Annotated in this window: 8 protein-coding genes; 5 read left to right on the top strand and 3 right to left on the bottom strand. The window is 68.1% G+C overall.

Features of this window, described 5'->3' with window-relative positions; all coding sequences use genetic code 11:
• Positions 1 to 218: 218 nt before the first annotated feature.
• Together J7I98_RS16735 and J7I98_RS16730 are read right to left on the bottom strand one after the other, a co-directional pair.
• Positions 219 to 1,430, bottom strand: coding sequence for an FAD-dependent monooxygenase (locus tag J7I98_RS16735; RefSeq protein ID WP_251020738.1), 1,212 nt, complete (start codon positions 1,428 to 1,430; stop codon positions 219 to 221).
• A gap of 1 nt (position 1,431) precedes the next feature.
• Positions 1,432 to 8,658, bottom strand: coding sequence for a non-ribosomal peptide synthetase (locus J7I98_RS16730; protein ID WP_214921505.1), 7,227 nt, complete (start codon positions 8,656 to 8,658; stop codon positions 1,432 to 1,434).
• A 41-nt stretch (positions 8,659 to 8,699) separates the two neighbouring features.
• On the opposite strand from J7I98_RS16730, the gene J7I98_RS16725 reads away from it, so the two are divergent.
• The 4 genes from J7I98_RS16725 to J7I98_RS16710 all read left to right on the top strand — a co-directional run bounded on the left by J7I98_RS16725 (position 8,700) and on the right by J7I98_RS16710 (position 13,144).
• Positions 8,700 to 9,176: a hypothetical protein gene (locus J7I98_RS16725; RefSeq protein WP_214921504.1), complete on the top strand. Its 477-nt coding sequence runs from the start codon at positions 8,700 to 8,702 to the stop codon at positions 9,174 to 9,176.
• Between the two features lie 329 nt (positions 9,177 to 9,505).
• Complete coding sequence (locus J7I98_RS16720) at positions 9,506 to 10,024, top strand: flavin reductase family protein (RefSeq protein ID WP_214921503.1); 519 nt, start codon at positions 9,506 to 9,508, stop codon at positions 10,022 to 10,024.
• Positions 10,025 to 10,121: 97 nt separating this feature from the next.
• Entirely contained in the window at positions 10,122 to 11,474 is a 1,353-nt protein-coding gene (locus J7I98_RS16715; RefSeq protein WP_214921502.1) for a cation:proton antiporter, read from the top strand.
• Between the two features lie 53 nt (positions 11,475 to 11,527).
• A complete protein-coding gene (locus J7I98_RS16710; protein WP_308377829.1) occupies positions 11,528 to 13,144 on the top strand; it encodes a tryptophan 7-halogenase in 1,617 nt (538 codons plus the stop codon).
• 147 nt (positions 13,145 to 13,291) lie between these two features.
• On the opposite strand, the gene J7I98_RS16705 is transcribed toward J7I98_RS16710, so the two are convergent.
• Positions 13,292 to 13,870 (bottom strand): TetR/AcrR family transcriptional regulator, encoded by a 579-nt coding sequence (locus J7I98_RS16705; protein ID WP_214921501.1) that lies wholly within the window; start codon positions 13,868 to 13,870, stop codon positions 13,292 to 13,294.
• A 369-nt stretch (positions 13,871 to 14,239) separates the two neighbouring features.
• On the opposite strand from J7I98_RS16705, the gene J7I98_RS16700 reads away from it, so the two are divergent.
• Positions 14,240 to 14,920 (top strand): response regulator transcription factor, encoded by a 681-nt coding sequence (locus J7I98_RS16700; RefSeq protein ID WP_308377828.1) that lies wholly within the window; start codon positions 14,240 to 14,242, stop codon positions 14,918 to 14,920.
• Positions 14,921 to 15,033: the final 113 nt, after the last annotated feature.

The raw sequence follows: 15,033 nt of genomic DNA, 5'->3' as shown, positions 1-15,033 counted from the left end.
GTCGACGCGCCCTCCGCGGGCCCATCTCGCGAAAACAGCCTGCTCAGGAGACGCGATGCGTCAGTCCGGTGGTGGCGCGCGACGAGGCGGCTCGAATCGCGAGACGGAATTCGCGTGAGCTGTGTCACCACCCACTGAAGTCGGGCTGAGCCGCACCCACAAAGCAGGGACTTCGGGAACATGCCCTGGCGGCGGCATGGCTCGCCTGACGTGCGGGCTCAGACGGTCGCATGGGGAAAGGTGAGCGCATCCTCCAGCATGCGGACCAGCCTGTGCCGGGGCAGGAACCTGAAGTAGGCGTCACGGAGCGGGCGCCGGATGGGGTCCTCCGACTGCTCGACGGAGCTGATGGCGCGCGAACCCGCGACCAGGGCGCGGGTGCGCTCCCGGCGCTCGTCCTCGTAACGGCGCAGGCCCGCCACCACGTTGCCGGCCCCGGCCAGATGACGGCCCAGCACGACGGCGTCCTCGATGGCCATGCACGACCCCTGCCCGAGACTGGTGAGCATGGGGTGCGCGGCGTCACCGAGCAGCGTCACAGGGCCTGAACCCCAGTGCTCCAGGAAAACCCGGTCCCGGGAGGGCACGGCAAGAATGTCCTTTTCGGGAGTGGCCCGAATGGCCTCCTGAACGACATCGGCCCACCCGGCGTAGGCCCGTTGGACGTCTGCCTTGCCGCCCTTCCAGTTGTGGGACTCCTCGGTGGGCATGTTCTTGGTACCCCACCAGTAGAGGCGGTCGTCCCCCATGTCCACCATGCCGAAGCGCTGTCCGCTGCCCCAGTAGTGCGTGACGGATCCCGGCGCGAACTGTGGGTGGGAGAAGGGGAGTACGGCAAGCCAGCAGATGTATCCGCTGTCCATCGACTCCTCGGGCCCGACCAGTTGTCGGCGGACCACCGAGTTGAATCCGTCCGCGCCGATGAGCACGTCCCCTTGCGCCTCCCTTCCGTCCGCGAAGCGGACCCGTACCCCGTCGGAGGTGTCCTCGCTCTCATAGCTCTTGGCCTGGGCGCCGAGGGTGATCGGAATGCCCGACGCGGCGTCGAGCAGCGCCTGCTGGAGATCGGACCGGGTGATCAGCACGCTTGGCACGCCCAGCTTCGCGGTGATCTCGGGGAACGGGAACTCCCGTATGAGGCGTCCAGTGGTGGTTCTGACGTGGTACGACTCCAGCACGCTTCCGCGCTTCTCCAAGTCGATTCCGAGGTACAGCGACTGAAGTGCCTTGACGGCGTTGCTCATCACGGACAGCCCCGAACCCGCGGCCCGAAGCTCAGTCGCCCGCTCGTAGACCTCCACGTCGAGGCCGGCCTTGCGCAGGGCGACGGCGGCGGTCAGCCCGCCGATCCCCGCGCCGATCACGATCGCCTTCTTCGTCGCCGGCTGTGTGCGGCCCATGTGCGCTGCGTTCTTTGTCTGCTGCGTCATCTCACTGCCCGATCAGTTCGGTAATGGTCTTGACCATGTGGCCGACATACGGCTCCTCCATGATCGTCAAGTGGTCGCCGGGGACCACGACGACGTCCAACCCGCCACTCGTCCGCTCACGCCATCCGTTGGAGGGGTCCTCGTGCATGCTCTCGATCGCCGTGTGCATCGAGTTGAGGACATCCGGCAGCGGTTCCGCGGCGCGTATGAGGACCATGTCCTGCTCGACGGTCTCCGGCCGGTAGTCGAATGCCGCGCGCCAGTTGGCCTCGTACACGTGGAACAGACGCTGTACGACGGCACCCGTGCTGCCCATCGGCAGCACCCCCTCGTCGATGGCGAGCTGGGCGATGAAGTCGAACTTGTCCTCCAGCCTCGTGAGTTCGGAGGGAATCAACTCCAGCGGTGAGTCACCGCCACGCTGCAGCCACAGCAGCTCCCAGAAGAACCAGCCCAGCAGCGCGTCGTCGTCGGTGGTCCGACGGCGCCCCGGGTTGAGGGCCGTCGTGTCGAGCAATACGAGGCGCTGGAGCTCCTCGCCGGCCGCCCGCAACTGCCGGGCGATCTCGAAGGCCACGAACCCGCCGAAGGACCACCCACCGATCACATACGGTCCGGTCGACTGCACCCGCCGGATGGACTCGATGTAGCCGGCGGCGATCTCCTCGACGCTGCGCAGCGGTTCCGTGCCCGAATCGACCCCGGCCGCCTGGAGCGCGTAGAACGGCTGGTCGTCCGGCAGGTACTTGGCGAAGCGCACGTAGCAGAGGACGTTCCCACCCATGGGATGCACGAAGAACATCGGCCGCTTGGCCCCGTTGGGCCGGATGGGGACGAGCGGGTCGAAGTCCGCAGTCGCACCGCCGGAGCGCAGCCTGTCGGCGAGGGCGGCGACCGTCGGCGCGGCGACGAACTCCGACAGCGGCACGTTGATGCCGTAACGCTGCTCGATGACGACGACCAGACGCATCGCAGTGAGCGAGGTGCCACCCAGGTCGAAGAAGTTCTCGTGAACTCCCAGGGCGGGCAACTGGAGCTGTTCGCTGATGATCTCGGCCAGTGTCTGCTCGTACTCGTCGCGCGGGGCCGTACTGTCGTACGTCTCCCTCACGGTGAGCTGAATCCGCCGCAGCACCGCGTCGTCCCGCTTGCCACTCGGGGTCAGGGGCAGGGCGGCGACCACCTCGTAGTGCGACGGCACCATGTAGTCGGGCAGTACGGTGCGCAACTGTTTGTCGAGCAGGTCGACGCCTGACAGGTCCGGGTCCCCCACCAGGAAAGCGGCGAGGAAGGAGTCGTTGCCCTTGCGCGTACGGGCGACCACCGCCGCCTCGGACAGGTCGGAGTGACCGGCGATGAAGCGAGTGATGGCCAGCTCCACCTCGGACGGCTCAACGCGGTGGCCGCGGACCTTGACCTGCGAGTCGGCCCGCCCCAGGCAGACGATGTCGCCGCCGGGAAGAGTGAAGCCGAGGTCGCCGGTACGGTAGAGCCGCTCGCCCGGGGCCCCGAAGGGATGCGGGACGAAGCGCTCGTCGGTGAGCTCCGGCCGGCCGATGTACCCGTCGGCGAGACAGGAACCCGCCAGACAGATCTCTCCCTTCACGCCGGCAGCAACCGGTCGCATCCGGGAATCCAGAACGTAAGCCTGTGAACCGTCGATCGCGGTGCCGATCGGCGGCAGCGAGGGGAACGCGGCCGGGTCGCCCTCCATGGTGAAGCTGGTGACGACGTGCGATTCGGTCGGCCCGTACTGGTTCTCCAGAATGATGCCGGGCACCCGCTCGCACAGTCGGCGAATCTCGTCCGTGACGCGAAGTTGCTCACCGGAGGAGAGCAGCGCCTTGAGATGGCTGGGTACCAGATCCAGCGCGTCCGCGGCTTCGGCCAGCTGCTGAAGCGCGACGTAGGGGAGGCACAGGCGCTCGATGCCCTCGCCCTCCAGCAGGCGAAGCAGCACGGGCATGTCGCGGCGCTCCTCCTCGGACAGGACGCGCAGCGTGCCGCCGCCGCAGAGCGTGGAGAAAATCTCCTGGAACGAGACGTCGAAGCTCATCGGCGCGTACTGCGCGGTGATGCCACCCGTCACACCACTGGGGATGCTGTTCTGCCAGGCAATCAGCCGGCTCAGGGTCCGGTGTGGCTGCGCGACGCCCTTGGGCCGCCCGGTGGAGCCGGAGGTGAAGAGGATGTAGGCGGCGTCCTCGGGCTCGATCCTCGGCAGCCGGGCGACATGGTCGCCACTGCCGGCACCCGGCGCATTGCCGGTGAGGACCTCCTCGGCGGTGATCAGAAGGGACGCGTCGCCCAGCCGGCCCATCCCGCCGGAACTGCTGATGATCTTGAAGGGCCGGGCCTGTTCCACCATGTCGATGAGCCGCTCGACCGGATAGCTGGTGTCCAGCGGTACGGTCGCGGCTCCCGCCTTCATCACTCCCAGGACCACCGTGATCGCGTCCAACGACCGCTCCATGGCGATGCCGATGCGGTCGCCGGGCCGCGAGCCGAGGGAGAGCAGCGTCTGGGCCACCCGGTCGGAAGCCTCGCCGAGTTGCGCGTACGTCCGGCTCGCACCGCCGCAGACCACGGCGGTGGCGTCCGGGGTGCGGCGCGTCTGCGCCTCCACGGCGCGTACGACGTCCAGGGGCTCGATGGGGTCGGCGGTCCCGGCGACGGCCGGAATGGCGGCCGACCGGGGAGCGCCCCGGTGCAGCAGGCCGAAGTCGGCCGTCTCGTCGGGATGCTGGATCATGTGCCGCAGGATCGTGGTGAAGCCGTCCGCGTACAGGTCCGCCTGAGCCGTGGTGAACGTGCGGCCGTGGCAGTCCATCCGCAGCCGGATGCGGTCGTCCGTCGGGCTGGTCATGGCGTTGACCAGCAGCTGGAAGTTGGTCTCCTCCCAGGTCCGGAAGTCCCGCATCTTCACACCCGGCAGCTCGAACACAGCGGTCAGCTGACGGAAGTGAACGTAATTGAAGGCGGTTTCGAGGACGGTGACGCCGAGGTCCTCCTGGATCGAGCTGAGCGGATAACGCCGGTGGGCGTACGTCGTCTGCTCCTGCCGGAACACCTCCTCGATCACGTCGGCCCAGGTGCCCCGGGCAATGTCGAGCCGTACCGGCATGGTGTTGAGGAACAGGCCGGCGATCCGCTCGGCGCCCTCGTGCTCGGGACGGCCGTGGGTGACCAGGCCCGTGACGACGTCCCGCGTCCCGGAGTACAGGCTCAGGGCGAGGGCGTGCGCCGCGAACAGCACGGATTTCATCGGTAGCCCGCGCTCACGTGCGAAGCCCCGTGCCTCGGCGGTGAGCTCGTCGGGCAGGTCCACGATGCGGCTGATCATTTCGTCGGTACCCGGTGCCTCGAGCTGCCGGAATGCCTCCAGCCGCAGCAGCGGGCTGTCCTTGAGGTACTCGGACCAGAACTCCTTGCTCCCGGCGGACTCCAGCGCGTGCCGCTCGGTGAGCACGTGGTGGGCGGGCGAGGGAAGCGCCTGCACCGGTACCGCCTCGATATCCATCCCCAGGCTGTGCAGATAGTCCTGGAGCAGCTCCCGTACGAGGTTGGCGACGCTGCCGCCGTCCAGGATCGCGTGGTGGAAGCTGAGCACCAGCTCGACGGTCTCCGCGCAGACATGTACGCGGAAGAGGTAGAGCGGCGCCTGTTCGAAGTCGTAACGCTTGTAGCGGCATGCGTCGATGTGGCCGCGGATCTCGTCGCGTACGGGCTCCTCGTCGCGATCACGCAGATCGACGATGTCGAGCCCGCCCTCCGTCTTACGGTCCACGATCTGCAACGGCTCGGAGTAGCTGCCGAGGTCGAAGGAGGAGCGCAGCACGGGGTGGCGAGCCACGAGCCGCGTGAAAGCCTGCCGAAACCTTTCTTCATCCCAGTCGAGGGTGAAGGTGTACTGGAAGACGTCGTGGTAGACCGCTGAGTCCTCCTGGGCGCGGCTGTGGTAGATCAGGCCGAGCTGGAGGCGGGTGAGCGGATAGGCGTCTTCACGGCCCTCCAGCCGGGCCCGGTCCACGCCGGAGACCAGCTCGAAGGGCTCCAGCTGCCGCGTACCGCCGGCCACGCCGGTCTTCGCGCGCTCGGCCAGCTCCGCCACCGTGGGATGGCGCATCAGGTCGTTGAGCGCGAAGTGGATGCCCTGCTTCTCGGCCAGCGCCCGGACGCGCAACATCGTGATGGAGTCGCCGCCCAGGGCGAAGTAGTCGTCGTGGATGCCTACATGATCGAGTTCGAGGACACGGGCCCAGATGCCGGCGAGTCCCTCCTCCGTGCCATTGCGCGGAAGGGCTCCGGCCGGGGCCGTTCCGCTCACGGGCACCGGTGCGGGCAGGGCCCGGCGGTCCGCCTTGCCGTTCGGCGTGAGAGGGACGCGGTCGATCCGCACGAGGTGTGCCGGGATCATGAACTCGGGCAGTACCGCCGCCAGTTCGGCGAACAGCCACGAAGAGTCGAGCTCCGTGTCGGCGACGTAGTACGCCACGAGATAGGTGCCACGGGCCGCGGAGTGGTGATCGACGACCACCGCGTCGCGCACCCCGGACACCGAGGCGAGCCGGTTCTGCACCTCGCCCAGCTCCACGCGGTTGCCGCGGATCTTCACCTGCCCGTCGATCCGGCCGAGATACTCGATGGTGCCGTCTGCCAGCCACCGTGCCAGGTCGCCCGTTCGGTACAGTCGGCCCCCGTCCGTGAACGGGTCCTCGACGAACTTCTCCCGGGTCAGCTCCGGGTGCTCCAGGTAACCCCGGGCGACCCCGACGCCGCCGATGCACAGCTCGCCCGGTACGCCGACCGGCTGGAGACCGCCGTGCGTGTCCACCACGTACAGCTGGATGTTGTCGATCGGGCGGCCGATCGGCACCCGGCCGACCGCCTGCTCCGGGTCGGACGGGCAGTCGTAGTACGACACGTCGACGGTCGCCTCGGTGGGTCCGTACAGGTTCACGAGCTTCGGCGGCCTCTCGCCGCCCCCGAAAATCCGGTTGAACTGTTCGACGCGCGCGGCAGGCAGTGCCTCGCCGCTGCAGAAGACCTGGCGCAGCGATGTCGCATCGGTGCGCAGCTCGGGCCTGTCCTCCAGCAGATCCAGGAACGGGCCGAGCATCGAGGGGACGAAGTGCATGGTGGTGACGTGCTCTTCCGCGATGGTGCGCAGAATCGAGCGGGGGTCCTTCTGGCCGCCCACGGGCAGGAGCGCCAGGCTCGCGCCCTCGACTGCCCACCAGAACAGCTCCCACACGGAGACGTCGAACGAGATCGGCGTCTTCTGCAGCAGCACGTCGTCCGCACCGACGGCGTAGCGGTTCTGCATCCAGGCGAGCCGGTTGATCACGGAGTGATGCTCGATCATGGCGCCCTTGGGCCTGCCGGTAGAGCCCGAGGTGTAGATGACGTAGGCCAGACTGCGGGCGTCGGCGACCGGGACGAGCGGCGCGGGCGAGCCGTGCGCCAGCTCGTCGACGCGCAGGACGCGCACGCCGCTCTCGACTGCCGGCTCCGGAGTGTCCGCGTCGACGAGCACGACCTTGGCACGGCTGTCCTCAAGGAGGAAGGCGATGCGCTCGGCCGGGTAACCCGGGTCCACCGGCACGTACGCTCCGCCGGACTTGAGCACGCCGAGCAGCGCGGCCGGCATCAGCGGGCTTCGCTCCATCATCACGGCGACCCGGTCCTCGGCGCCGACGCCTTGGGCCCGAAGCCCTCGCGCGACCTGGTTCGAGAGGGCGTCGAGTTCTCCGTAGGTGACGGGATCGGCGCCGTCGGCAGGTCTGATCGCGATGCGGTCCGGGGTGCGCGCCGCCTGCTCCGAGATGAGGTCGTGCAGGGTCCTGGCGTCGGCGTACGGGACAACGGGCCCGCGGCTGCGCCGAACGAGCTCCTCGTACTCGCCCGCGGTGAGCACCGGCAGGTCGGCCGCCGGGATGTCCGGCTCGTCGACACCGTTCCTGAGCAGTGTGAGAAGGTGCCCGGCGACCGACTCGACCGGGAAGTCCTCGTCGAAGACGTCACGGGCGCCGTCGAGGTCGACGCGCAGGTCCGCGTCGTCGCCGAACGCGTTGACCACGACCGACAGCGCGTCCTGAAGGTGCACCGGGGCCAGCATGAGGGCGCTGCGTCCGGCGTCCGGGCGGGGGTGGCGCATGTAGGAGAGCGTGATGTCGAAGAGCTGGCGGGAGCCGCCGGCGTTCACCGGCAGATCGCTCAGTACATCACCGAGTGCGAGCCGCTCGTGGGGGCGCAGGGCATCGGTTCCCGCGCGGACGCCTGCGGCCAGCTCGTGCAGTGTCGCCCCCGGCTCCATCGCCACTCGTAACGGGAGGCTGTTCGCGCGCTGCCCGACGATCTCTCGCTCGGCGCCCTCCTGCCGGTTGAGGAAGGGGACGCCGAGGACCATCTCGTCCGTCCGGTGGACCCGGGTGAAGTACGTGACGACGGCTGCTGACAGATAGGCGAAGGGGGAGCCGCCCTGCTGCCGGATCCGGCGGACCAGCTCCGCTTCCACGGTGAAGGAGTGGCAGGCACGGCGCGGCGTGCCGTCACCCAGGCGCACGGTGTTCCGCGCGAACAGGACTGGCACGACGCCTTCCAGCGCTGAGCGGTGGAAGGCACGGTCCCGTTCGTACGAGGCGGATCCGCGGTAGGCGGCGTCCGCGTCGACAAGGGAGAGCGCGGAGAGAGTGACCACGTCGTCGGACGCGTCGGCGACGTCCGCACCAGTGGTCCGAGCGCGGTCGTACTCTGCCCACACCTGGAGGCTGACCAGGTTCAGGGCCCAGGCGTCGGCTATGAGGTGATGGGCTTTCAGTTGCAGGTGGGCAACGGTGGCACTCTCCCGAAGGATCACTGCCACAAACATCCTTGAACGGCGTAGCTCGAACGGGCGGGCCAACGAGCGCTCCTGCCATTCGGCGCAGGCCGCAGCCGGATCGGGCGCGCCGGACAAGTCAATGTCCGCCACCCACGCGGTGCTGTCGTCACCGCTGCCCTCGACCCACTGGTGGGGTATTCCGTCCTGCTCGTCGAAGCGCAAGGAAAAGGCATCATTGCGTTTGAGTACGCGTTCCAGGCAGTCCTTCAGGAGGTCAACATGAACGTCCTTGCGTAGCGTCTCGCGCATTACCACATTGAACTGCGGGTCCGGCGCTCCGCTAGATTCCGAAATCCATATGTCCCGCTGGTAGGAAGTGAGCGGAAAACGGCGAAAAGCGGACACAATTACCTTCCCTGCTGAAAGCCTGCGAGCCCGTCCGATCGATGGACGCACTCGGCCTCATCACTGCTTCAACCAAGACCCCACCGATGGATCCAGTCAACAACGATCCTTGTTCGAGCAGTGTCACGAAGGCGCCATATAAATGTCATGAAGATGCGAGAGAATCGTCAATACGCCCCTTGGGGCTGACCCATGACGATATCCAGGACAGTTACGCGCCGACGCTCGAGCGCCTTTTCTGCCCAGGGTCGGGAAACTCCCCACTGTGGGACCACCCTCTGACACTGGACGGCATCGCCGATTACACCGCGGAAAGCGCCGCACTCACAGGCTTCGAATCCACCCCGGAACTCTCGCTGCTTATCTGTCACTCGCCGCGGCACATCGTCTCGGAGCGCGGCCCGGCGACCTGGGCTGCGAAGCGCTCCGCCGACTGCGCCCGCGAGGCCCTGGGCGAACACCGCACAGAACGTGATCGCTCATTTGACGTGTGTCTGAAAGTGCCTGCGAAGATCTGACCAGGTCCTGAAATAGGGCGGGTTGAACCGGACGCCGGTACCGAAGAAGCTTTAGCCCAGGGTTCGGCGTGCTGTCACCGGCCTCCGGCGCACGGCATGTCGCTTCCGCCCGCCCTCCGGCCCGGCCGAGCAGGCCCGAGGCGCGCCCACCACGCGGCTGAACCCAGTACCTCCCCGGCAACGGAAACCGAGTGAAACCGGTCACGCCGCGCCGAGCGCCGGCCGTGGCCGTGGCCGAGCCCGCGTACTCCCCGTATCGACTTGTGCGTAACTCCCGCCGAGCGAAGCGTGATTCGCCTTCTCCGACCCAAGAGGTGCATGTGACTCCGATGCCGTCAGACAGTCAGGAACTGAACCAGGCCGGGCCGGTCGACGCGAAACTGCTCCGCCGCGCGTGCGGCCACTTCGTGACCGGCGTGACGGTGATCACCAGCGGACGCGGCGAGCAGGCGGCCGGGACCACGGTCAACTCTTTCACCTCGGTCTCCCTCGATCCGCCGCTGGTGCTGTTCTGCCTGCACAGCGAATCGCGGCTGCGCGCGGTGGTGGAGGACTCACGCGCGTATGCGGTGAACTTCCTGGCCGCCCAACAGGAGCCGCTGGCCTGGGCGTTCGCCGGTAGAGCCACGGCCGCGGTGCAGGACGTGGCGCACCGCCCCTCGGTGACGGGGGTCCCTGTGCTCAATGACGCCCTGGCCTTCCTCTCCTGCCGCCTGGTCGACACCTCCGAGGTCGGTGACCACACCGTCTTCGTCGGCGAGGTGGTCGACCTGGGTGTGCCGGAGCAGAGTCAGCAGCCACTCGTCTTCTTCCGTGGCGAGATGGGCTCCCTCCAGGCAGCGGTGTGACGGCGCCCGTGCCGGACCCGGAACCGCGAGCCGGCACCCGCCGGACGCCTTGCTTCCATCGACGACCCGCGAGGTGCACGCGGCAGAGGAGTTACTCATGACATCGGCGGCCGCTGCGGTTGCTCCGATCCCGAACCACGCGTTGATGATCCTGCTGCTGCAGGTCGGCGTGCTGCTGGCGGCGGCGATGCTGCTGGGGCAGCTGGCCCGGCGCCTCGGCATGCCGTCCATCGTGGGAGAGCTGGCGGCAGGGGTGGTCCTGGGGCCGTCGCTGCTGACCCAGGTGGCCCCGGGCCTGAGTCACTGGCTGTTCCCGCAGGACGCGGCTCAGATGCATCTGCTGGACTCGCTGGGCCAGTTCGGCGTCATCCTGCTGGTCGGTTTCACCGGCATGCACCTGGACCTCAAGCTGGTACGCCGCCAGGGCTCGCGGGCCGCGGTGGTGAGCGCCGCGGGTCTGATCCTGCCGCTGATGCTCGGCGTCTGGCTGGGCTTCATGCTTCCCGGGGAACTGCGCGCCGAGGGCGCCGACGCCACGGTCTTCGCGCTTTTCGTCGGGGTCGCGATGTGTGTCAGCGCGATCCCGGTGATCGCCAGAACGCTGCTGGACATGAAGCTGATCCACCGGAACGTGGGTCAGATGATCCTGGTGGCGGGCACGATTGACGACGCGGTCGGGTGGCTGCTGGTCTCACTAATCGCGGCCATGGCCACCACCGGTCTGCACACCGGCGAGGTGACACTCGCGCTCGGCCACATGGCGGTGCTCCTGATCTGCACGCTGACCGTCGGCCGGTATGTCGTGCGTACGGCCATGCGCGCGGCCACCCGCTCCAGCGTCCCCGGCCTGCCCGTCATGACCGCGGTCGTCCTGATGGTCCTGTCGGCGGCCGGCACGCACGCGCTGGGACTGGAGGCGGTGTTCGGGGCCTTCCTGTGCGGCGTCCTCATCGGGTCGTCCAAGGACATCGACAGGACGGCGCTGTCACCGCTGAACACCACGGTGATGGCGGTCCTCGCACCGCTGTTCTTCGCCACCGCGGGACTGCGGATGGATCTCAGCGCCCTCGCCGACCCGCGTATCGCACTGTGGGGCCTCGCGGTGTTCGGCATCGCGGTCTTCGGGAAGTTCCTCGGCGCCTTCGTCGGAGGGCTGTTCACCCGGATGAGCCGGTGGGAGTCGCTGGCCCTGGGCGCCGGCATGAACGCCCGGGGCGTGATCGAAGTGATCATCGCCATGATCGGGGTCCGGCTCGGGCTGCTGACCGCGGAGATGTACTCCATCGTCGTGCTCGTCGCGGTGCTCACTTCTCTGATGGCGCCGCCCCTGCTGCGTATCTCCATGAACCGGGTCGAGCACACCGCAGAGGAAGAGATGCGCAAACTCCGGGTCCTGTTGCCGCAGGACACCACCACCAGCGGCGGCAAGGACCCCGTCGCCCACCAGTAGGACACCGACCCCGGGGCTCCGCCTCCCGGCTGTACATCTCTGAAAGGTGAACTGTGAACACGACGGACAACGAACTGCGGGACGACAAGCGCTACGACGTCGCCATCCTCGGCGCGGGCATGGCAGGCGGGACGCTGGCGGCGGTGCTCGCCCGCAACGGCGTGAAAGTCCTGGTGATCGACGCGGGCGTCCACCCGCGCTTCGCAGTGGGCGAGTCGACCATCCCGTACACCTCGACCATGACCAAGGTCATCGCTGAGCGCTACCAGGTTCCCGAGATCACCCCGCTCGCCAGCTTCCGTGGCATCCAGGACAAGATCTCCCCGATGAGCGGCCGCAAGCAGAACTTCGGCTTCGTGTACCACCAGGAAGGCAAGCCCCAGGACCCGGAGCAGGTCAACCAGTTGGTGATTCCCGAGTGGCAGCGCACCGAGAGCCACCTGTTCCGCCAGGACACCGACGCCTACCTGTTCAACCTCGCCGTCAGCTATGGCGCGGAGGCGCGTCTGGCCACCCGGATCCAGGACATCGACACCGGCGCGGACGGGGTCGTGCTCCGGTCGGACCGGGGGGAGGAGTTCCACGCCGAGTACCTGGTGGACGGCAGCGGCTTCCGCTCGCCGGTGGCGGAGAAGTTCGGCCTGCGCGAGGAGCCGACGCGGGCGCGGCACCACTCGCGCACGCTGTTCACGCACATGGTCGGCGTCACGCCCTTCGACGACGCCGAGGCGGCCGCCGCGCACAAGCAGCCCAGCCCCTGGCACAACGGCACCCTGCACCACGTGTTCGACGGCGGCTGGCTCTGGGTGATCCCGTTCGACAACCACGAGGGCGCGCTCAGCACGCTGTGCAGTGTGGGGCTGACGCTGGACGAACGGGTCTTCCCCAAGCCCGACCACTCCCCGCAGGAGGAGTTCGACGCGTTCCTGGCACGGTTCCCGCAGATTGCGGAGCAGTTCACCGGCGCCAGGGCGGTCCGCCCCTGGGTCGGTACCGGGCGGTTGCAGTACTCCGCGACGCGGACGGTCGGCGAGCGCTACTGCCTGACCGCGCACGCGGCGGGATTCATCGATGCGCTCTACTCACGCGGCCTGACCAACACGTTCGAGGTCGTCAACTCGCTGGCCTGGCGCCTGATCGAGGCGTCCCGGGACGGTGACTGGTCGACCGAGCGGTTCGCCTACATCGACAGCCTCCAGCAGGGTCTGTACGACGTCCATGACGACCTGGTCTACAGCTCCTTCGTCGGCTTCCGCGACTACGAACTGTGGAACGCGGTCTCCCGGGTGTGGAAAGCGACCAGCATCATGCCCACGATGACCCTGGAACGGGCCTACCGCGCCTTCCTGGAGAACCGCGACGACCAGGTGCTGCGCGACCTGGAGAAGACCGAGACCCCGGGACTCGCGGCCCCCGCCGGCCGGGACATCAGCCAACTCCTGACCTTCACCCGGGAACTCTGCCAACAGGTCGAGGCAGGAACGGTGTCGTCCGGGCAGGCCGCTCAGGAGATCCTCGCCCGGGTCCGGGAGACCAGTGCCCTGCCCGCGCCGTTCGAGCTCGGCGCTCCGGACAACCGCTGCTTCGAGGCCACGCCCGAGCTCATGCAGCGGACCCTGGAATGGGGAAGGACCGAGGCGCCCGAGCACATCAAGGGCCTCTTCCGCTAGGACCTGGTCCGGCCGATCACGTTCGGAGGCAGATGGCGAGGGCTGCTGCCGGTGCGGTGCCGAGGAAGACGTAGCCGCGCTTGTCGCTCCCACGTCTGACCCCCGGTCCGCACCCGGCAGCACAGGCCCGGTCACATCGCCGTGCCCTCAACTGTCGGCGGAGCCCGCCTCCGGCGTCTCCGGGACGAGGCGCAGCAGCAGCTCCCAGATGCCGTTCACCGTCTCCTCCGTCCACCAATAGTGGTTCTCGCGGCCGAGTGCCTCCAGGCCCACCGTGACAGTGGCGAGGAGGTTCGGCAGTGCGACACCGTCACCCGGAAAGGCGAAGTGGCGGTGGAGGTAGTGCAGCCACTCCTGGCGCAGGGGGAGCGGCCCGTCGCAGTTGGCGGGCCGCTCCTCGGACTCCATACGCAGTCCCGCGCGCAGCGCCGTGTCCTCGCGCAGTGCGGCAAAGAGCTCGGTGAGGAACCGGGCCAGCGTGGCGAGGTCGGGGTCGGGGCCGCACAGGTGGCGCTCTGCCACCCGCCGCACCTGCTTATGGGTCTCGACGCGCACCGCAGAGGCCAGGGCCTCCTTGCAGGAGAAGTGGAAGTACAGGGCGCCCTTGCTCACGCCTGCGGCATTGCTGATCTCGACAAGTCCTGAGTCCTTGAGCCCTTTGATGTCGATCATCCCGGCTGCCGCGGCGATGATGGCCTTGCGGGTCTGTTCGGCGCGTAGCTGCATGTGGCGGCACCTGTCTCTTCTCATCTGACAGAGATCTGTGAGCCAGTCGTTGCTTGACGGTCACTTTCCGTGAGTCTACTGCGACGGAGGCCGTTAAAACCAGCACTACGGTCTGTTTATGTAGAGGCCTTCGAGGCAGGGTTGCCCGGTGCGTCGACTGATTCAATCGTCAATTGGATGCATTGGTGGAACTTTTGACGGATAGTCAACCCCGGGCCACTTCGGCCCGGGGGCCCACTGCCGTCACAGCGGGCTTAGAAAACAGCGGACTCGGTTTGTTACGCTACCTGAGCGTAATGCGGGGGCTTCATGCGTGTGTGCTCCCCGCAGGTCCTGAGCTTGCTGAGTGGACTGTTCGAAGGGGGAGACGTGGGGGGACACCGGCCGTCCGCCGCCTGGCGGGTGCTCGTGGTGGAGAGTGACGCCGAGGACGCGGAGCTCCTGGTGCGGGGTCTGCAGCGGCACAGTCACGACGTCCAGCGGGTGGACTCGGGGATGGCCGCGCTGCGCGCCCTGGAAGGCGTCGACCTGGTGCTGCTGGATCTCGAACTGCCGGACCTCGACGGCCTCGAGGTCTGCCGCCGGGTGCGCTCCGCCGGATCCGTCCCGGTCATCGCCGTCACCTCCAGGGGAACCGAGCTGGACCGGGTGCTCGGACTCCAGGCCGGCGCGGACGACTATCTCGTGAAGCCTTACGGATTCCGGGAGTTGCTGGCCCGGATGGACGCTGTCATGCGCCGCGTCCAGGTGCAGTCTCCGGCCGCCCCGGTCATCTCGCACGGCGCGCTGAGCATCGACGCGGCCGCGCGCCGGGTCAGCCTCGACGGCAGGCGGATCGAGGTGACCCGCAAGGAATTCGACCTGCTCCACCTCCTCGCGTCGCACCCCGACACTGTCGTCCCGCGCAAGCGGATCATGCAGCAGGTCTGGGGGGACGTCTGGTCGCGGCGGACCATCGACACCCATGTCAGCAGCCTGCGCAACAAGCTCGGCGCCAGCGACTGGATCATCACGGTGCGCGGAGTCGGATTCCAGCTCGGGCGTGCCTGAACCTCCGCCGATCCGGTTCGCATCCGGGCGAGGAGACCCGCCCGGAGCAGGAGCGCCGACCGACCGCTGTGGACATCTCCGGCCGCCCGCCGGACAAAGCTTGCATTCCCGCC

It is taken from the genome of Streptomyces sp. ISL-98, from assembly GCF_018614055.1.
Classification (GTDB): domain Bacteria; phylum Actinomycetota; class Actinomycetes; order Streptomycetales; family Streptomycetaceae; genus Streptomyces; species Streptomyces spiramyceticus.
Note: the sequence above shows the minus strand (reverse complement) of the source record. Positions and strands in the feature narration are given on the sequence as shown.

Coding starts and splice junctions, on each gene's coding strand:
- J7I98_RS16725 (WP_214921504.1), top strand. CDS start 8,700: ATGGACGCACTCGGCCTCATCACTGCTTCAACCAAGACCCCACCGATG.
- J7I98_RS16720 (WP_214921503.1), top strand. CDS start 9,506: ATGCCGTCAGACAGTCAGGAACTGAACCAGGCCGGGCCGGTCGACGCG.
- J7I98_RS16735 (WP_251020738.1), bottom strand. CDS start 1,430: ATGACGCAGCAGACAAAGAACGCAGCGCACATGGGCCGCACACAGCCG.
- J7I98_RS16705 (WP_214921501.1), bottom strand. CDS start 13,870: ATGCAGCTACGCGCCGAACAGACCCGCAAGGCCATCATCGCCGCGGCA.
- J7I98_RS16715 (WP_214921502.1), top strand. CDS start 10,122: ATGACATCGGCGGCCGCTGCGGTTGCTCCGATCCCGAACCACGCGTTG.